The sequence below is a fragment of the Buttiauxella cochleicola genome (assembly GCF_021282405.1).
Classification (GTDB): domain Bacteria; phylum Pseudomonadota; class Gammaproteobacteria; order Enterobacterales; family Enterobacteriaceae; genus Buttiauxella; species Buttiauxella massiliensis.
Genome location: NZ_JAJSOU010000006.1, coordinates 1 through 19183 on the forward strand (window position 1 = coordinate 1; position 19183 = coordinate 19183).

At 50.0% G+C, this 19183-nt stretch carries 23 protein-coding genes; 5 read left to right on the top strand and 18 right to left on the bottom strand.

Features of this window, described 5'->3' with window-relative positions; all coding sequences use genetic code 11:
• Positions 1-162 precede the first annotated feature (162 nt).
• A complete protein-coding gene (locus LVQ79_RS09345) occupies positions 163-681 on the bottom strand; it encodes a hypothetical protein (RefSeq protein ID WP_232864718.1) in 519 nt (172 codons plus the stop codon).
• 446 nt (positions 682-1127) lie between these two features.
• On the opposite strand from LVQ79_RS09345, the gene LVQ79_RS09350 reads away from it, so the two are divergent.
• Positions 1128-1628, top strand: coding sequence for a very short patch repair endonuclease (locus LVQ79_RS09350; RefSeq protein ID WP_232864719.1), 501 nt, complete (start codon positions 1128-1130; stop codon positions 1626-1628).
• Here the strand turns inward: LVQ79_RS09350 and yedA are convergent, their stop codons facing one another.
• Positions 1629-2546, bottom strand: coding sequence for a drug/metabolite exporter YedA (gene yedA / locus LVQ79_RS09355; RefSeq protein ID WP_232864720.1), 918 nt, complete (start codon positions 2544-2546; stop codon positions 1629-1631).
• A 205-nt stretch (positions 2547-2751) separates the two neighbouring features.
• On the opposite strand from yedA, the gene LVQ79_RS09360 reads away from it, so the two are divergent.
• From LVQ79_RS09360 to dgcQ, 3 genes are all read left to right on the top strand, one after another.
• The gene (locus LVQ79_RS09360) at positions 2752-3666 is read left to right on the top strand and encodes a DUF808 domain-containing protein (RefSeq protein WP_232864721.1); all 915 of its coding nucleotides are present in this window, start codon (positions 2752-2754) and stop codon (positions 3664-3666) included.
• Between the two features lie 92 nt (positions 3667-3758).
• Positions 3759-3938, top strand: a complete 180-nt coding sequence (locus LVQ79_RS09365) for a YodC family protein (protein ID WP_064512072.1) — start codon at positions 3759-3761, stop codon at positions 3936-3938.
• Between the two features lie 186 nt (positions 3939-4124).
• On the top strand, positions 4125-5828 hold the full coding sequence (dgcQ, locus tag LVQ79_RS09370; RefSeq protein ID WP_232864722.1) for a cellulose biosynthesis regulator diguanylate cyclase DgcQ: 1704 nt from the start codon (positions 4125-4127) through the stop codon (positions 5826-5828).
• A gap of 5 nt (positions 5829-5833) precedes the next feature.
• Here dgcQ and LVQ79_RS09375 read toward each other — a convergent pair whose 3' ends face one another.
• Positions 5834-6649, bottom strand: coding sequence for a mannosyl-3-phosphoglycerate phosphatase-related protein (locus LVQ79_RS09375; RefSeq protein WP_232864723.1), 816 nt, complete (start codon positions 6647-6649; stop codon positions 5834-5836).
• 308 nt (positions 6650-6957) lie between these two features.
• On the bottom strand, positions 6958-7173 hold the full coding sequence (gene yodD, locus LVQ79_RS09380; protein ID WP_064512069.1) for a YodD family peroxide/acid resistance protein: 216 nt from the start codon (positions 7171-7173) through the stop codon (positions 6958-6960).
• 131 nt (positions 7174-7304) lie between these two features.
• On the opposite strand from yodD, the gene dsrB reads away from it, so the two are divergent.
• Entirely contained in the window at positions 7305-7493 is a 189-nt protein-coding gene (gene dsrB / locus LVQ79_RS09385) for a protein DsrB (protein ID WP_064512068.1), read from the top strand.
• A 55-nt stretch (positions 7494-7548) separates the two neighbouring features.
• On the opposite strand, the gene rcsA is transcribed toward dsrB, so the two are convergent.
• The 14 genes from rcsA to fliF form a co-directional block, all read right to left on the bottom strand.
• A complete protein-coding gene (gene rcsA, locus LVQ79_RS09390) occupies positions 7549-8172 on the bottom strand; it encodes a transcriptional regulator RcsA (protein ID WP_151994303.1) in 624 nt (207 codons plus the stop codon).
• A gap of 211 nt (positions 8173-8383) precedes the next feature.
• On the bottom strand, positions 8384-9169 hold the full coding sequence (gene fliR / locus LVQ79_RS09395) for a flagellar biosynthetic protein FliR (protein WP_232864724.1): 786 nt from the start codon (positions 9167-9169) through the stop codon (positions 8384-8386).
• Positions 9166-9435, bottom strand: a complete 270-nt coding sequence (gene fliQ, locus LVQ79_RS09400) for a flagellar biosynthesis protein FliQ (protein ID WP_034458225.1) — start codon at positions 9433-9435, stop codon at positions 9166-9168. The genes fliR and fliQ overlap by 4 nt, the downstream gene beginning before the upstream one ends.
• Before the next feature lie 11 nt (positions 9436-9446).
• Entirely contained in the window at positions 9447-10184 is a 738-nt protein-coding gene (fliP, locus tag LVQ79_RS09405; RefSeq protein WP_151994301.1) for a flagellar type III secretion system pore protein FliP, read from the bottom strand.
• Positions 10184-10576, bottom strand: a complete 393-nt coding sequence (fliO, locus tag LVQ79_RS09410; protein WP_232864725.1) for a flagellar biosynthetic protein FliO — start codon at positions 10574-10576, stop codon at positions 10184-10186. The genes fliP and fliO overlap by 1 nt, the downstream gene beginning before the upstream one ends.
• Positions 10577-10580: 4 nt before the next feature.
• The gene (gene fliN / locus LVQ79_RS09415) at positions 10581-10994 is read right to left on the bottom strand and encodes a flagellar motor switch protein FliN (protein WP_134186496.1); all 414 of its coding nucleotides are present in this window, start codon (positions 10992-10994) and stop codon (positions 10581-10583) included.
• Complete coding sequence (gene fliM, locus LVQ79_RS09420; RefSeq protein ID WP_034458217.1) at positions 10991-11995, bottom strand: flagellar motor switch protein FliM; 1005 nt, start codon at positions 11993-11995, stop codon at positions 10991-10993. Before fliM ends, fliN begins: the two co-directional genes overlap by 4 nt.
• Positions 11996-11999: 4 nt before the next feature.
• Positions 12000-12467, bottom strand: a complete 468-nt coding sequence (gene fliL, locus LVQ79_RS09425) for a flagellar basal body-associated protein FliL (protein ID WP_151994299.1) — start codon at positions 12465-12467, stop codon at positions 12000-12002.
• Positions 12468-12716: 249 nt separating this feature from the next.
• Entirely contained in the window at positions 12717-13949 is a 1233-nt protein-coding gene (locus LVQ79_RS09430; RefSeq protein WP_232864726.1) for a flagellar hook-length control protein FliK, read from the bottom strand.
• Positions 13946-14389, bottom strand: coding sequence for a flagellar export protein FliJ (fliJ, locus tag LVQ79_RS09435; RefSeq protein ID WP_134186500.1), 444 nt, complete (start codon positions 14387-14389; stop codon positions 13946-13948). Before fliJ ends, LVQ79_RS09430 begins: the two co-directional genes overlap by 4 nt.
• Before the next feature lie 62 nt (positions 14390-14451).
• Positions 14452-15810 carry a flagellar protein export ATPase FliI gene (fliI, locus tag LVQ79_RS09440; protein WP_064559259.1) on the bottom strand — a complete coding sequence of 453 codons (1359 nt, stop codon included), beginning with the start codon at positions 15808-15810 and terminating at the stop codon, positions 14452-14454.
• Positions 15810-16511 carry a flagellar assembly protein FliH gene (gene fliH / locus LVQ79_RS09445; RefSeq protein ID WP_232864727.1) on the bottom strand — a complete coding sequence of 234 codons (702 nt, stop codon included), beginning with the start codon at positions 16509-16511 and terminating at the stop codon, positions 15810-15812. Before fliH ends, fliI begins: the two co-directional genes overlap by 1 nt.
• A complete protein-coding gene (gene fliG / locus LVQ79_RS09450) occupies positions 16504-17496 on the bottom strand; it encodes a flagellar motor switch protein FliG (RefSeq protein ID WP_232864728.1) in 993 nt (330 codons plus the stop codon). Before fliG ends, fliH begins: the two co-directional genes overlap by 8 nt.
• On the bottom strand, positions 17493-19178 hold the full coding sequence (gene fliF / locus LVQ79_RS09455; RefSeq protein WP_232864729.1) for a flagellar basal-body MS-ring/collar protein FliF: 1686 nt from the start codon (positions 19176-19178) through the stop codon (positions 17493-17495). Before fliF ends, fliG begins: the two co-directional genes overlap by 4 nt.
• Between the last annotated feature and the right edge of the window lie 5 nt (positions 19179-19183).

A 19183-nucleotide genomic window follows, 5' to 3' on the forward strand; every position in this document is an offset into this window, starting at 1 on the left:
TTTTAAGACCTTTAGCCAGTTCAGCCGCAAGGGCTTTAAGTTTCTTTTCGTCCATAATTTGCCTGTCTCCGTTGTTGGAGTGAACATATCAAAAACAGGCAGATACACAATTTTAATTACAGTCTCTGTGTCGGGCATCAATATCTTTTAAAGGAGCAACGATTAGTTAATATTAGTCGATCTCTTTTTCTCAAGGCTGACCCCATATCTGGCGGTCACGATGCCAGTCTGGAATTCCATTGTTTTTATTTGCTCAAAAGCATCATTGCCATCTTTAACATCCATATCCAGAAGCTGTGCACTTAGCGTTTTGACTAACAATTCGCCATTTCCTTTGTGCTCATAGCTCGCACCTTCAATACAGGATATTGTCGCCAGGCGGTCAAATAGCTGTAAATCTTCGGACAGAAATGCCGTCTCTGTCATTTTTGTGCCGGTTTTATGTTGCCATAAATTGACCATTGCACTGCGATAAGTCTTCGGCGCTACAGTTTTGCAACTCTTCACAATATCAGCATCGAGAATTGCGGCCTGTGAAATGGGGTTGGTCTGTCCATCCATGGCTTCATTCCAGTGAACCATATAATCCTGAGTAATATTATTTTCTGCTTCTCCTGCCCATGTGCTGAATACGCCACTCAACAACAAAGTTGGGATGAATAATGCTTTGTATAGCTTCATGTTATCGTCTTAAACAAGCCCAGTCCGGGCATAAAAAAGTTAAATAGAATATTTGATATAATGAAGAGCTTTTACATGCCAACAAAATAATGCTACTGATGTTAACAACTTAAGTTTTTCTTCTTCATAATGGGTGCTGCGGAATATAGATTGCCATTTTAATTCTACAGATCAAAGTTGAAATTATTTCAAAAATGGCTAAATGATGAGCAGGAATTGATGTATTTTTAGTTGATACATGATGTTAGAAGAATAGTTACTGTCGTGGAATGTCCAAAAGTATACATAATTAAATTTATCGATATTCATTTTTGGCAGCGGAAATAATTTCACTATTAAATTATTTTTAATTATTCGCAGCGGAGCCATTATTTTTTATAACATATGTTATGTGGTTGTTGCTAATATTGGACTGAGTATATTAATAACGAGTAAGAGAGCCGCTAATGGTTGATGTGCATAGTAAGGCGATTCGCAGCAAAAACATGCGCGCCATTGCAACGCGCGACACTGCTATTGAAAAACGGTTGTCTGGTTTATTGAGCGAATCTGGCTTTGCGTTTCGCGTACAGGATGCCTCGCTTGCGGGTCGTCCGGATTTTGTTATTGATGAGTATCGCTGCGTTATTTTTGCTCATGGCTGTTTCTGGCATCACCACGACTGTTATCTGTTCAAGGTTCCGGCAACCCGCACCGATTTCTGGCTTGAGAAGATAGGTAAAAATGTGCAGCGCGATAAGCGAGATATACAGCTTTTATTGAACGAAGGTTGGCGGGTGCTTTTAGTCTGGGAATGCTCATTACGTGGGCGAGAAAAACTCAGTGATAGCGCGCTTTGTGAACGGCTTGAAGAGTGGGTCTGTAGTGGGAATAATTTTGCCCAAATTGATGGGCAGGGCATACACACCATCGCAGATAGTGGGTGGCAAATGCCACCCACGAGTTGATTACTTCTCTACTTCACACGGGGTGATCACCGCCTTTGGGGGCAAGAGGTATTTCCCAAGCGTAACCAGTACAACTGCAAAGATAATCACGCCGAGTGCCAGCCATTCTATTGGTGACAAGCTTTCTCCGGCAAAACCCGTACCTAAAAGCACCGCCACTACTGGATTGACGTAGGCATAACTGGTCGCTACCGCAGGTGCCACATTACGAATCAAGTACATATAAGCGCTGATCGCAATAATAGAACCAAATAGTGAGAGATAAGCCACCGCTATAAAGCCTGCTGGTGTAGGCATTGCAGTCAGGCGTTCGCCTGTTAACGCCGATGCGACCAGAAGGACAATGCCTGCCGCAAGCATTTCTACTGCACCGGCCATCAAGCCGGTTGGCAATTCAATACGCGACCCGTAAACCGAACCAAACGCCCAGCTCAAGGAACCAATCAGAATTAACAACGCGCCCCAGGGATTACCACTCAGGTTTCCACCGCTATTAAGTAACACGATGCCAGCAAGGCCAATGGCGATGCCTAGCCACTCCAGTTTGCGCGTTTGAATGCCGAACAGTCGGCTAAAGCACAAGGTAAATAGCGGAACCGTTGCGACCATAACTGCGGCAATACCCGATGGAACATGCTGATGTTCTGCGACAGTCACAAAACCATTGCCAACAGCCAGCAATAACACGCCAATTAACGCGGCATTAAGCATTGGGCGCATGGCGGGTAACTTATGGCCCCGCAGTAATAAAACGCTCATCAACAACACACCAGCAACCATAAATCGCACGCCAGCCATCATAAATGGCGGCCAGCTTTTCACGCCTACGGCGATAGCAAAATAGGTGGAGCCCCAGATGATGTACAACGAAAATAGTGCAGCAACCAGCGGCAATAACTGACCAGAACGAACGCGCATGTTTCCTCTCTTTACCCTTCCTGCAACTCGAATTATTCAGGGTAACTAACGCTAATAGAGCTAATAGTTAACGTCAAAACTATCTTTCTGGCGAGGATTTTACTTGTTTAAAGAATGTTAATTTTTATTGACAGATGAGTTTGATATTCGTCAGCTAACTTTTGTTCCATACTATTGAGTAGACAAACAAAAAAGGATGCTCATTTTGGCTGGAAGTAGCTTACTAACGTTGCTGGATGATATCGCCACTTTGCTGGACGATATCTCGATGATGGGGAAACTGGCAGCGAAGAAAACTGCCGGGGTATTGGGAGACGATCTCTCCCTTAACGCACAACAAGTTTCTGGGGTCCGGGCAAACCGTGAATTGCCGGTGGTGTGGCAAGTTGCGAAGGGGTCGGCCATCAATAAGCTGATCCTCGTTCCTCTGGCTCTGATTATTAGCGCTTTTGCACCGTGGGCCATCACGCCATTATTAATGATTGGCGGCGCTTTCCTGTGTTATGAAGGCGTGGAAAAAGTCGTTCACACGCTCCAGGCCCGTAAGCACAAGGAGACACCGGAAGAGCGCCAGAAGCGGTTAGATGATATTGCCGCGCAAGACCCGCTGGTTTACGAAAAAGACAAAGTGAAAGGCGCGATTCGTACCGATTTTATTCTCTCTGCTGAAATCGTGGCGATTACGTTAGGCATTGTCGCCGAAGCGCCTTTGCTCAACCAGGTGTTGGTGCTATCGGGAATAGCGCTGGTCGTGACGGTAGGGGTGTATGGCCTGGTGGGGATTATCGTTAAGCTCGACGATCTTGGTTTTTGGCTGGTTGAGAAAACCTCGGTTATCGCACGCGGGATCGGCAAAGGGTTATTAGTGTTGGCACCGTGGCTGATGAAATTCCTCTCTGTTGTCGGAACTCTGGCTATGTTTTTGGTCGGCGGCGGCATTCTGGTTCACGGTATTCCGGTTCTTCATCATGCCATTGAAAACTGGGCGCAGAAGGTCGGTGGTGCCGTTCATTTACTCGGGCCAACCGTAGCAAACCTGGTTATCGGTTTTGTCATTGGCGCCATTGTGCTGGCAGTCGTTAATGGCATAAGCCGCCTGCGTGGGCGCACAGTTCACTAATTTTTTGCGTAAATTTTCCTGGTTTGCCAGGCAAAACACCAGGTCATTGTCTATAACTGTAGAAGTTTTCACCCCTGATACAGGAGGCAGTTATGGTCTTTGTGGTCAGCGATGAAGTCCAACCTAAGAATGGTGGCCCAAGGATGATTGTTACCGGGTTTTCCAGCGGTATGGTGGAGTGTCGTTGGTATGATGGTTTTGGTGTAAAGCGCGAGGCCTTCCGAGAGGATGATTTGGCCCCACTGGCAACAGGAGGCGGCTCGCAAGGATAAGCCTCAAATGCCCTGTCATTGACGGGGCATTTTTATTTCCTGATTACCATTCGTTTTGAGGGTAATATAATTCTCATGAATATATTTACCCTTAGTAATAATCCTGAGTGGTCATGTATTCTCTACATATTAGAACTGACCCATGACCTGGGTGTCATGGCACCGGCAGAGTTGCCAGGTTTATAGATGATTGCGGTTTCAGGGAGAGTGTCAGTGTTTGGCAATGCATTACAACGCGTGATCGGCCGCTTCAAAAATCCGCAGAAGGTCGTTAACCTTTGTTTTATATTCGTATTTTTGTTCTCTACAGTGCTGACATGGCGAGAGGCAGTGGTACTTGAAGGGGCCTATGTCGCCAACCAGCGCAATAGTCTCGATAGCGTTGCCACTTTGCTTGACCGACAGCTCCAGCACAGCATCGACAATCTGCTGTTTTATCGCAATGCGATGCTGTACGCGCTGCAATCCCCGATTTCAACGGACAGAACCCGCAAATCCCTGGCCGATTTTGATACATTGCGTACCCAGCCTTTTTGGCAATTGCGCCTCGATTTAAGCCGCAGTTTGCCGATGAGCGGCGTGTCTGATGAATTTGTAAATAAAAGCCCATTGCTCGACCGCGATGAGCGTACGCTTCACTCCGAATTAAGTTCAGCGCTGGAATTAAGCTATATCATGCGCTTATCCGACAGTTCCGGGAAAATGCCGCAGCGCATGTTCTATGCCTCGCGCAGCGGGTTCTTTTTGACGAATACGCCGCCCGCCAACGATCCGAATATCGTCTCGCTTTACTACCGCTTGATTGCCAGACCCTATTTTTCCTCACAGTCACTGCAAAATAACCCACAGCGGTCTTTGAAGTGGACACACACGTTTAATGGCAACGATACATCAGGGCAGATTGTTACCGCTTCGGTCCCGCTTGATTTTAACGGGCGTTGGTATGGCGTACTGGCTCTCGATTATCCTATCGAATCAATCCATAACTTCTTGCGGCAAGCCAAATATGACGACCATGAAGGCACGGTGCTGCTCTACGATAACGAATTAAATCCTATTGCGACTTCGGCCAGGAGTTTGCCGCAACATGAGCTGTTTACCGCCCCCCAATTGGCGCGAATTGCCAATGTAGTCACTGCCGCAAAACAGGGGGATCAGGGCGAATTGCGTATGGATAGCCGTTTCATCACCTGGGCGAAGCTGAATAACTTTGATGGTTTGCTGATTAAAGTTCATACCCTGGAAGAAGGGGTTCAGGGTGAATTTGGTCGTATCAGTATCGTTCTGAGCATTCTGTGGACGCTGTTTACGCTTATGCTGTTTGCTTCATGGATGGTGATTCGCCGCCTGGTCAATAACATGTTTAGCTTACAACAAACCCTATCCTGGCGGGCTAACTATGACACGCTAACTCGTTTGTACAATCGCGGTGCCTTCTTCGAGATTGCACGTAAATTGTCGCAGGAGTGTGAGCAGCAAGGGTTACCTTTCTCGGTTATTCAGATGGACCTTGATCTCTTCAAAAGCATAAACGACAGATTTGGCCATAGTTGCGGCGACAAAGTACTTATCCATGCGGCAGCGATGCTCAGTGATGCATTTCGTACGGGAGATATTGCCGGACGCGTCGGCGGTGAGGAGTTCTGTATCGTGCTGCCTGAGACAACGCTGGAAGAGGCGACAAAAGTGGCTGAACGCATCCGAGTGCGCATTAACACTAAGGAATTACTCATCAAGCAAGGCACTACGGTAAGGATCAGCGCCTCATTTGGTGTGAGTAGTTCGTTTGAATTTAATGATTATGATTTCGAACGCCTACAAACTTACGCTGACCATCGGCTGTATAAAGCGAAGCAGGGTGGTCGTAATCAGGTCTGTAATCACGATTAAACCGGTTACTCAGGGGTGATGAAATGATCAAGACCTTCTTTCCACCCTTCAGGACCGTAGTTCTGACTGCGATACACGCGCTGTGGATCGTCTCGTTGCAGCGTCACTGTCTGGCGGCTGTAGCCTTTGACAACCACTGCGTAATCGACGCTATCAAGCAGTAATGCATCGCTCGGGCTGTCCCCCAATCCGATTGTGATGTGGGTTTTCCCTTCGCGTTGTTGAAACTGTTCCTGAAGCCAGTGTAGCGCTTTATCCTTGCCGGCCTGCATATCTAATACATGCCAGAACCGCCCGCCTTGCAGCATCATTAAACCCAGACTTGCCAACTGGTCGTTAAATGCGGCCATCATTTCTTCGCTATCGCGCCATATTAAGGTTTCAGATGCTTCACTGAGCTTTGCAAGGGCTGCCTGTTTGCGTGTAAGGCCAGTTAACTCACAGAGGGTATTCTCATCAACGTCGGCAAAGCAGGTGAATTTGAAGCCAAATTTCTGGCGCAGTTTATCCAACACAGAAAACAGCTCTTCATGGCGAATACCCGTCATCAGACGAGGATAATCGTCGCTGTCACTCCAGCGCGAATCAAGCTGAATAACCGCCCCGTTTTCTGCAATAAACGCTTGTCCGGTTAATGAAAACTCATTTTGCCACTCAATGATTTCCGCAGCACTTTTCGCACTGCACAAAATCAGTGGGATCTCGTTTTGGCGCAAAATGTTAATCCAGGGACTAGCGGCCTCCCAACGGTAGGAATGGTGTTCCAGCAGTGTGCCATCGAGATCTGAAATGATTAATAGCGGATCGTGCAGATGCAGCATGGTACTTCTCCTGAAATCCAAAGGCTAAATGACTGGTTGAGTAGGATAAATCTCAATTAAATTCGCAGGCTAATCATTAATGAGTATCCGTATTATTGCTGGAAACCGCTAAGAATAAGGAATGGCGGCACGATTCAGCTAAGTCGTTGCGAAAAATTGAATATTCATAGAACGAATCATTCATTGTTTTGAAATAAATCTGATGTATGGTGGATGCACATCAGATTTCCTGGTGTAACGAATTTTTCAATTGCTTCTTGCTTATGCAAGTTCATCCCGGCTTTCCTGCCGGGATTCTTTTATTCAGCTCAGCGGTTCACTTCATTAACACTAAAATCGTGTATATCCAGTTCAAAGGCTTCCGCTAATTCGGAGTAGGTGTGCCATGTGCGCCCATCGATACTGACTCGATGCGGATCGTCACTCGCACGTGTCACTTCACTTTCGCTAATCTCATTGATGGCCGCCAATAGCGCATCGACATCAATACGCGTGGTTTCATTGAGCTCTTTCGCGGTCTTCATGCAGTCGTCCTCCAGGCGATACCCGTGTTTAAGTATAGACGCTTAACAAAATGCATAACCTTGCGCATCATGCGATGCGAATGAGTCGTTTTTGATCTACACTGGCACAAAGAAACTTGGAGATTTTTGTTATGAATATCAACGATCGCGTGACAGTCAAAACCGATGGCGGCCCGCGTCGGCCAGGCGTGGTATTAGCTGTCGAGCAATTTAGCGAGGGGACGATGTACCTCGTGTCGCTGGAAGAGTATCCGTTGGGGATCTGGTTCTTTAACGAACTGGGGCACCCGGATGGCGTTTTTGTTGAGCGCTCTGAGTAATATATTTGCGGTGGATATCGCTTGCGCTAATCCACCCTAAACCATCCTGGTTGGATTAACGCAAATTTACGAAGATACCGTTGGTGACATTATCGGTAAGGCGGACCACATGATAAATCACTTGCTTATTATGTGTCTTTATCTTGCGTTTTATATTCCCTTTGTGTGACGAAACCGTTTTTGCTTTGATATTCATCTGGTCGGATATTTGAATTGTGCCTTGTCCAGACATCCACATTTTAAGCATGCTGGACTCAGTTCGGCTTAATGATAACGTGGGTAAATTAATATGCCCGATGCAGTGAGCATTTTTTGCTAAATATTCTGAAAGTATTTCGTCCAGTGACTCTGGCTTTATAGATTTAGAGCTGATCAGTAGATTACTACGCACCAAAAGATATTCATCGAAATGAATATTAGCAATTGCCATAAAGACCAGGAATAAAGTACTGGGATGCTGATTAATGATCTGCTTAATTCGCTCGCTGCTTTGAGCATCATGGATAAAACAGTCCTCATTAATAAACACCACATTGGGTGTCAGGGACTCACAAGCGAGCGCTAAATCCTCAATTGTCTCCACGTTGGTCATCTGTCGTTTTCGGATGCCACGGCTGGTTAAATAACCTGTTAACCCCAACCGGGTATAACTGCATAAGTCCATAATGATCGTTGACATAACACCCCCCACCCGTAATTAAGTATTTTTAGGCGTACTAACTATCTAGTAAAGTTATGTATAATTTGTTAAGAATGCTCTCAAAGTAAAGTGAATGTTACATTATGTGAGATACCTAAAAGCATATAAGCCGCGCCAGTTATATCCTGGTGGATGTTATTCAAGAAAGCTTTTAGGAATATCCTCAGTAAGACTCCACAAAACCTGGGGATTAATTCGCGGGAATTTCACTCATAATATCTGAGAGTAAATTAAATACTTCACTAAATAAGTGTTCGGCGAAAGGAGCCATTAAGGGAATTAATGTCGTCATCACCAACATGCCCACAGCAAGTGTCAGCGGAAAACCGATAACAAACACAGACAGCTGTGGTGACATACGGTTTAGCAGACCAAGTGCAATGTTTAGCGTGAGTAACAAAGTGATGAGTGGGAGGGCCAGCATTAAGCCATTGAGGAAGATCAGGCCGCCTGCTCGAGTCAGCGCCAGAAACGCGTTGCTGTTAATCGGATTGCCACCGATTGGCAGGGTGTGAAAAGTGTCGACCAGCATCGATATCAGCCATAAATGGCCGTTAAACACCAAAAAAAGTAACATGGCCAGCATGTCCATAAAACGGGCGAGGACTGGCATATTCAGGCGGCTGCCAGGGTCAAAGAAGGTAGCGAATGAGAGCCCCATCTGCAGGCCGATTATCTCACCTGCAGTACGAATAGCGGCAAAGGCAAACTGCATTGTAAAGCCAAGCGCAATGCCAATCAGAATTTGCTGTGCGGCGAGCCAGAACCCTGCCGCCGAGAAAATCGTGACCTCAGTTGCCGGAAGGGTCGGAGCAACTATCCAGGTAATCATCAACGCGAGGCCAATTTTTACCTTCTTTGAAATCGCGCGTTCACTGAGAATCGGTGCAGTGGAAATCAGCGCCAGAATACGAATAAATGGCCAGAAGCCCATACTTAATAATGTGAGCCACTGCCCGCTATCAACGTGAATCATCCAATGTTCATCGGGATGTTCGTCAGCAGCGTGCGCATATAATCCAGCAGCAGATTAAGCATCCACGGCCCTGCAACGATAATAGTGACGAACACCGCGAGAATTTTTGGAATAAACGATAGGGTCATTTCGTTTATCTGGGTCGCGGCCTGCAACATACTGATCACCAGACCTGTGACCAGTGCCACCATCAATAATGGGGCTGCGAGCGCCAAAGCGACTTTCATGGCTTCGGTGCCCATCATCATGACCGACTCAGGAGTCATCTTTTTCCCCTCTAACTGTAGAAACTTTGCGCAAGCGAGCCGACCAACAACTGCCAGCCATCCACCAACACAAACAGCATTAATTTAAAGGGCAGGGCGATAGTTGCCGGTGGCACCATCATCATCCCCAGCGCCATCAGTACGCTTGCGATAACCAGGTCGATAATCAAAAACGGAATGAAGACTGTAAAGCCAATCTGGAATGCGGTTTTCAGCTCGCTGGTCACGTATGCCGGCAACAATATGCGCATCGGAACCACTTCAGGACCTTCCAGCGGTGGTGTATCTGCCAGGCGTGCAAACAGTGCCAGATCTGCTTCACGTGTTTGGCGCAACATGAACTCACGTAGCGGCTTCGAACCCCGCTCAATGGCTTCGTCCATCTGGATTTTGTTTTCACTAAATGGCTGGTAAGCGTCGGTATAAATTTTGTCGAATACCGGGGCCATAATGAAAAAGGTCAGAAACAGCGCAAGTCCCAACAATACCTGATTGGGCGGTGCAGACGGTGTGCCCAATGCGCTACGCAGCAGGCCAAAAACAATGATGATGCGAGTGAAGCTTGTCATCATCAGTAGAATTGCCGGCAAAAATGTCAGCGAAGTAATAAATACCAGCGTCTGAACCGGCAGCGTCCAGCTTTGGCCGCCGTTAGACATCGGCTGGCTGATGAGGCCGGGTAGCTGGGCAAAAGCGGCTGGCATGACTAACAACAGGCCAAGCAACGAGAAGGGGAGCCAACGTTTCATCAATCTTTCCCGTTACGTTTAAGCAGATTTTTCATCAGACTGTTTTTCATCAATTCGCGGAAATCAGCAGGTGCTGTTGGCGATACAGTTTCGATCACCGTCGCGGCGGGGAGCGTATGCAAATGAGTGATTTGCCCGGCAGTCACGCCGAGCACCAGACGCGCATCTTGCACATCGATAATCACTACCCGTTCACGCGGGCCAACGCTACAACTGGCGCTGACTTTCATCTCTTTGCTGGAGCCTGTTTTCGGCGTAAAGCCAAAACGTTTTGCCACCCAGGCGGCGAGTAAAATAAAAATGATAATCGCCGTTAACGCGCCGCTCACTTGCACCAACGGAGAGCCGGTGCTGGCAGTGGATTGTGACTGAACAGTTGCCTGGGTTTTCATGGTGTTAGCGGCTCAAACGACGCATACGCTCGGACGGCGTAATAATGTCGGTGATACGAACACCGTATTTGTCAGCCACTACCACGACTTCGCCCTGAGCAATCAGATAACCGTTGATCAAAATATCCAGCGGTTCACCTGCTAAGCCATCCAGTGCTACCACTGAACCTTGCGACAAACGCAGCAGCTCTTTGATAGTCATACGGGTACGGCCCAGCTCCACAGTCAGTTTGACGGGAATGTCCATAATCAGGTCGATGTCTTGCATCGCGCCCGCTATGTCATTGCCTTCAAGCGCACGGAATACGCTGTCTGCCGTGCTTTTGTTGGTCGTAACTTTCTGTTCGTTTAACGCGTCAGCCCACAGATCGTCCACGGAGTCTGCATTGTCGTCGGACGGTTGATTAATATCACTCATTTGGGCTGTTCCTCGTTCAGCGAATTCAGTATCGGGTTGATCAAATGTTCGACGCGCAGAGCGTACTGGCCGTTAAGCGTACCGTACTGACTCGTCAGTACCGGAACACCGTCAACGTGCGCCAGAATCCTGTCCGGTTTATCAATCGGCAGCACGTCACCAGGTTTCAATTTTAAAATTTGCGACAGGCGTAGCGGGATATCAGCGAAATTGGCAATCAGCTCAAGCTCAGAATGCTGAACCTGACGTACCAGGGTATCGCGCCAGCTTTGGTCTTCCTGACGGGAGTTTTCCAGTGGCGGATTTACCAGCAGCTCGCGCAAAGGTTCAATCATGCTAAACGGCAGGCAGATATTAAACTCGCCGGTCAGGTTGCCGATTTCCACATGGAATGGCGTATTCACCACGATGTCGTTTGGCGACGTCGTAATGTTGGTAAATTTCACCTGCATTTCGGAACGCACATATTCCACTTCCAGTGGATAAATGGCTTTCCACGCATCGCTATAAGATTCCAGCGCCAGTTTCAACATGCGGTTAATCACGCGCTGCTCGGTATGGGTAAACTCCCGGCCTTCAACTTTAGTTGGGAAACGCCCGTCGCCGCCAAACAGGTTGTCCACGGCGATAAACACAAGGCTTGGGGAGAACACGAACAAACCTGTGCCGCGCAGCGGTTTCAGATGCATCAAGTTGAGGTTGGTAGGCACGGGCAAGTTACGGGCAAACTCGTGGTACGGCTGAATGCGGATAGCCCCGACGGTAATGTCCGGGCTACGACGTAACAGGTTAAATAACCCCATACGGAATTGACGAGCAAAACGCTCGTTAATAATTTCCAGAGCCTGTAAGCGCTCGCGCACCACACGACGTTGGGTATTGGGGTCATAAGGACGAATGTCGGTTTCATTAACGACACTGGTCTTGGGTTCGTCAGAGTTGTCACTGTCGCCATTTAACAGTGCGTCAATTTCGGCCTGAGAAAGAATGCTATCGCCCATGGGATTACCGCAAAATGAAGGCGGTATACAGCACGTCGCTGACTGCCTGTTGAGGTTGTCCGGCGACCAGAGGTGGTGCCAGCGTATTCTTTATCGCTTCAACCAGTTTCTGTTTACCTTCATCGGTCGCAAGGGCTGCACTGTCCTGGCGGGAAAACAGCAGCAATAGACGACTACGTACTTCTGGCAGGAATTCACTCAGACGTTGACGCGTGGCTTCATCTTTCAGGCGCAATGTGACACCGATATACAAGACGCGGTCAGCATCACCGAGGTTAACCGTGAAGGTATCCAGTGCGTAAAATACTGGTGCTGGTGGTGGCTCTGGTGCCTTCGCCTGCGCGGCAGCAGGTTGCTGCTGCATACGCCAGTAGCTGTAACCAGCGGTAGCACATGCGGCAAGTGTAATCAGGACCAGTAATGGCATCCAGATGGAGCGCTTGCGGCTTTTTGGCAAAGCGTTGTCAGTCATAAAATGAATCTTTCCTGTATCGGTACTGCATATCTACCCATCGCCCTTCAAGTTGCAGGGGTGTTGGCTGCTCTCATTCACCCGAATCACTTACACAAGTAAGCTCATCGGGATTCATTCGATTGCCGCCTACCTGCACCTTGAAGTAGCTTGGGTATCGGTTGATTATCCTGTGTCGGCGGGCGTTCAAAGGCCCGAAAACAGATGATATTTGTTGTTACCTCTGACGTTTAGCTTAGGGAGCGTGGCTCAGGCGAAAATATCCACCGCGTTATTACCCGATGCTAAACGTTGCACGCTGGCAGGAACTGCCAGCGAATCAGCATCACCCATTGATGGGAAAGCACCGCCCGATCGTGAGGCTTGTTGCTGCTGTTGGCCTGATTGCTGTTGCTGCTGCCCGGCAGAACTTTCGCTACTGATACTGCTCTGCCCAAGCTGGATACCACTTTCTGCCAGTGCAATACGCAGGTTTGGTAATGTCGCTTCAAGTGCTGCGCGAACGTGGCTGTGGGCTGAAACCATCTGCAACTGGGCCTGGTTGTCATCAAGCTTCATGCTGATTTGAATCTGTCCTAAATCTTCAGGGTGCAGACGTAGCTCGGCACTTTGCTGGCCCTGGCGAGTGAATAGGGTGATGTGCTGGCTGACTGCCTGCTGCCACTCCTGGCTGCCAAGCTGGGCGCTAATCTGTGGTGCGACCGGCACAGCAATTTGCGTCGAAGCGGGTGTCGCCACCGTTGCGGTACTGAAGACTGGCGTGGTCAGTGCCGAAGCAGTGGTGGTGTTGTTCGCTGTGGCATCACGGTTGCCATTTTCAGTGCTACTTATGGTGAAAGCTTTTGCTTCAACCGGTGAGTCGGTTGTTGCGGGTGCATTTTTTGCTGTCGCTGCGCTATCAAGTGTAACGGTGTTATCTGTCGCGATGGCGCTGTTGGTTCGCGCATCAACCGTCGGCGCATTTTTTATACCGCTACTGGAAAGCAAAGTATTCAGGCTAACCGCCGCGCTACTTTCACCATCTGACTGGGTATTGAGTGTGTTGGCGGCCGGTAATTGCTGCGGCAGCATGGCAAACAATGCGCTTAATGCCTGCATGTCAGCATTGCTGAGCGTGTGGGTTTGCTCATGTTGCGCATCGACTTGTGCCGTTTTTTCCTCGTTGCCGCTTTTCTTCACGTTAGAGAGCAGGGCAGACAATGCCTGTGGTGCATCGAGGTTCTTTAACAGCGCGGCAAGCGTGGTTTTTTCATCAGCGGCATCAGCAGCAATAGCAGGTGCGTCTTTGCCCGCTGTTTTACCCAGAGCGGCTTCCAGAGACACGGTTTTACCATCTGCCAGAGTGACTTCACCTGGCAGCGCTTTGCTCAGCAGGCTCAGGAAATCTTCACTGAAGCCTTTATCGCCAGGAACTACACTACCCGGGGCAGACGCAGTACTTGCGACATCGGGAGAGGCTGTAATCAGGGGCTGCATAATCATTCTGCTTTCCTCAGTGTTGCCCGCTGGGCGTATTCATCCATCAGTTTTTGATCAAGCTTGTTCTCAGCCAACAGGACTTGTGCTGCTTTGCGCTGCTGTAACGTGCTCCAGGCCTGCAATCTCTTCTGCTTCTCTTGCCATACATTCAGCGCCTGAGTGACCTTTCCGTTCCACTGCATCAACTGTTGGCGATGCTGATCGATAGCTTTCTCAAGCGTCTGTATAAATTGCTGATAATTCTGCCAACGGTTACTGGCAATGCCCTGACTCATGCTGTCGTTGAGGCTGGAGCTATATTCAAATTGATAGTTAATCAGCATGTTGAGCTGTTCTTCTGCCGCCTGGCAGCCGCGGCGCATTTCCCCTAAGCGTACTGCTGCGTCCTCGACCTCTTTTTCTGCCAGGTCGTGCAGGGTATCCAGTGCTGTGCTTTGGTTCATTGTTACCTCTCGTCAAGCTTATGCCGGATGACGCTGACGCTTATCCGACCTACGATGGGTTATCAAACCGTTGGAAAAATAATCTCCAGTGACTGGCAGGCTTCTTCCCAGCCGCTGCGTTCAAAAATCCCTTGCTGCAAAAAGGCTTCCAGTTGCGGCCACAGCAAAATTGCTTTATCGAGCTGCGGATCGCTGCCTTTGGCATACGCACCTACGCTCACCAAATCGCGGTTGCGCTGGAAACTGGATAACAGCTGTTTGAAATGGCGTACGCGTGCGTAGTGCTGATCGGTAATTAACGAAGTCATGGCACGGCTGATAGACGCTTCAATATCGATTGCCGGGTAGTGACCGCCCTCCGCCAGACGGCGCGATAACACAATGTGACCATCAAGAATGGCTCGCGCCGAATCGGCAATCGGATCTTGTTGATCGTCGCCCTCGGTCAAAACGGTATAAAACGCGGTAATCGAACCACCGCCAGAAATGCCGTTACCGGCGCGTTCAACCAGCGCAGGCAGCTTGGCGAACACCGAAGGTGGATAACCTTTGGTTGCAGGCGGCTCGCCAATCGCCAGCGCTATTTCACGTTGCGCCATCGCATAACGGGTGAGGGAGTCCATAATCAGCAACACATGCTGGCCGCGGTCGCGGAAATCTTCGGCGATGCGTGTGGCGTAAGCGGCACCCTGCATACGTAGCAGCGGCGAAACATCCGCAGGAGCAGCAATGACCACCGAGCGGGCACGCCCTTCAGGGCCAAGAATGTTTTCAATAAAGTCTTTTACTTCACGCCCACGTTCGCCGATTAACCCCACGACGATTACATCGGCCTGGGTATAACGCGCCATCATGCCCAACAGCACACTTTTCCCCACACCAGAACCGGCAAACAGGCCCATACGCTGGCCGCGACCCACGGTTAGCAGCGCGTTGATAGGACGCACACCAACATCCAACACGTGTTCGATAGGGGTACGTTGTAAGGGGTTGAATGGGGCGGCACCCAATGCACCAAGCGTGGTGGTTTCCGGTGCCGGAAGGCTGTCGAGTGGGCGACCACTACCATCCAGTACACGGCCCAGAAGCGCCGGGCCGAGGGGCAGTTGTTTACCACTATGCAGGCCACCTTCGCTGGTGGCGCGGGCATAAACACGGGCACCGGGCAGAATGCCTTCGACTTCTTCAAGCGGCATCAGAAACAGTCTTTGACCGTTAAAACCGACGACCTCACACTCGATATCTCGCGAGTGCTGCTCGATGATGCAGGTCGCACCAAGCGGTAATTGCAGACCTGTGGCTTCCAGTACCAGACCGGTTGCACGAGTCAGACGACCATAACGACGCACGGTCGGCAGTTGAGACATTTTCGCCTCAAAAGTATCGAGCGAATTGAGCCAGCGAGTCAGACGCGCAGTCATCACAACACTCCAGGGGCTGCAAGGCGGCAGAGTTCTTGCCAGCGCGTTGCAACGCTTGCGTCGAGATCGCCTTCATCAGCGGAGACTTTGCAGCCGCCCTGATGCAGACTCGGGTCGCCACGCAAACGCCAGCCATGCAGGCTGAGCGTGGCACCCAGCATCTCTTCCACGCGGCTTAAATCGTCAGGATGTACGCGCAGCTGTGGTTTGCCGCTAAACAGTGGTTCTTGCTGTAATAGCGACTGAATCTGCTTAATCAGCGCAGTGTTATCAATGCCTTTGGTTTCGCCGATAACCTGGCGAGCCGCTTCCAGTGCCATCTGCATCAAACGTGAAGCGATAACGCTGTCGAGCGCGTCAAGCGTGTACTGGAACTCGCTGACCAGTTGCTGCATTCGCGCATGTACCGGCGCTTGTTGCTGCTTAGCCTCAGCAAGACCTTGTTCCAGCCCTTGCTGAAAACCCGTTTTGCGGCCTTCTTCCACGCCAGTTTTTTGCCCTTCGGCATAGCCCAGTTGATGGCCTTGTTCATGAGCCTGCATCTGCATTTGAGCAAGTTGTTGCTGTAAATCAGGCACACTTTCCTGAGCCTGTTCGGGCTCATCGCCATCCGATTCCGACTGGAACATCGGCTCGAAGGCCTGTGAAGGCGGAGCCAGGTCGTCTGGTGTCCAGATTTTCCACGCAAGCCCGTTAGACATACGTATCCTCGCTGGTGCCAATCACCATCTCGCCGGTTTCTGCCAGGCGACGAACAATAAGCAGAATGGCTTTCTGTTCGTTTTCCACCTGCGAGAGACGTACCGGGCCACGGTTTGCAAGGTCATCGCGCAAAATATCTGCTGCACGCTGCGACATGTTGCGCAGGAATTTCTCGCGCAGCGGTTGCTCGGCACCTTTGAGTGCGACCAGCAGCGATTCGGATTCCACTTCCTGCAACAGGCGCTGGATACTGCGATCGTCCACTTCGACCAGGTTTTCGAACAGGAACATTTCGTCGATAATTTTCTGTGCCAGTTCGCCGTCGAAGTCGCGAACAGCAGAGATAACCGCTTCTTCCTGCTGAGTTTTCATCAGGTTGATAATTTCTGCAGCCGTTCTTACGCCGCCCATTTTGCTGCGTTTGAGGTTCTGACCATCGAGCAGGTTGTTGAGCACTTCGGTCAGTTCCGCCAGCGCTGCAGGCTGCACGCCGCCGAAGGTGGCGATACGCAGCATCACATCGTGGCGTAGACGTTCGTCGAATAACGCCAGAATATCGGCAGCCTGAGCGCGTTTGAGGTGAACCAAAATCGTGGCGATGATCTGCGGGTGCTCGTCGCGGATAAGATCGGCGGCACTCTGTGGTTCCATAAAGTTGAGCGTTTCCATACCCGAGGTGGTTTCGCGGGTTTCCAGAATATCTTCCAGCAAGCTGGAAGCACGCTCTTCACCTAACGCTTTGATCAGCACAGAGCGCAGGTAGTCGTTGGCGTTAATCGACAGCGCAGCGTATTGCTCGGCTTCTTGCTCGAACTCAGCTAGCACTTCGGTCAGCTGTTTATTGGAAATCTGGCGAATGCTGGCCATGGCCGCACTAAGATGCTGGACTTCACGCGGGCTAAGGTGTTTGAACACCTCTGCCGCTCGGTCTTCGCCAATGGTCATCAACAGAATTGCGCTTTTCTCTGTTCCGCTAATACTCATAGTTCGTTACTCATCCATTGGCGTATAACCAGCGCAACGACGCGCGGATCATTATCGGACATCTCGCGAATACGCTGGCTCATCACTTCAGCGCTCAGTTTTTGATTCACTTTGCGTTGTTGTTGCTGCTCGTCTTTCGTCAGACGAACAGAAACTGCATCTTCCTCTTCCGCACGCTGGCGCTGTGCTTCCACCTGCGTTTGTTGCACCTCAACCTTGCGTTGAATAAGTGGGCGCACCAGTTTGCGCCACAGCAGCCAGGCAACAATCAGCACTACCAACCAACGGCCTGCGGACATCAGCATTTCGAAGAAGGCTTGTTGCTTCCAGAACGGCAGCTCAAGGCTGGTTTCTTCTGTCGCGCTAAATGGTGAGTTCACTACGTTGAGCGTGTCGCCACGTGTGTCTGAATAGCCCATCGCTTCACGCGTCAGGTTCTCAATTTGCTTCATTTGCTCAGTGGTCAACGGCAAAGGCTTGCCATCGGTTAGCTGGCGGTAATTCACGACGACAGCCACAGACAGGCGTTGAATATCACCGACGTTCAGCTTGGTATGCAAAATAGTGCGGTCAACTTCGTAGTTGGTCGTTTCGTCGCGCTGCGTATTGCTTGAGCCGGTTGGGGTAGAGCCACCCATCGACGTCGATTGATTTTGTTGAGGTGCATTTGCCGCATTGTTTTGTGGCGCATTGGCAATAGGGGCATTGTTCGGCGGAGCTGGTTGGTTTGATAGAGCACCCGGAACACCACCTGGGTTACGGCCATTAACCTGCTCACTTTGGTTTAGCTGGCGTGAACGCACGGCAGCCTGAGAAGGATCGCTGTTCGGGCGATATTGCTCTTCAGTTTTTTCTTTATTGGCGAAATCTATCTGGGCGGTGACCTGAGCATGGACATTCCCGCTACCCACGATAGGTGCGAGGATTGATTCGATACGGCGCTGGAAGCGGCTTTCAACATCCATCGCATATTTCAGTTGAGCATCGTTTAAGTCGCGGCCTGCGGTATTGGACTGCGTGAGCAGATGCCCGCCCTGGTCAACAAGCGTTACATTACCTGGTGGCAGCCCTGCAACCGCGCTGGAAACCATGTGGACAACGGCGCTGATTTGCCCTTCATCCAAGGCGCGGCCAGGTTCGAGGCTGAGCGTTACGGAAGCAGAAGGGGACTTTTGCTCGCGGACAAAGAGAGAGGGTTTTGGCATGGCAAGATGCACACGCGCATTTTTTACCGGGCCGAGTGTTTCTATTGTTCGTGCCAGTTCACCTTCCAGCGCACGCTGGTAGTTCACTTGCTCGCTAAATTGGCTAATACCGAATTTTTCCTGGTCCAGCAGCTCAAAGCCAACTGCGCCACCTTTCGGCAACCCTTGTTGGGCGAGGCGCAGACGCAGGTCGTAGACTTTATCAGCTGGAACTTCAATGGCACTACCGTTATCGGAGAAGCGGTAAGGCACATTCATTTGGGTCAGTTGCGTGACGATGGCGCCGCCGTCCTGATCCGCCAGATTGCTGTAAAGCACCTTGTAATCAGGTGTTTTGGCCCACAGTACCAGCGCGATAATAACGGCGATCGCCGCCGCACCTGCGACCATCAGTGGGATTTTAGGATTCGCGCGAACGCGGGTCAGCCACTCCTGGGATTTGTTTTGTGACGTTTGTGCCTGGTCCGCTGCGGTCATTGAGC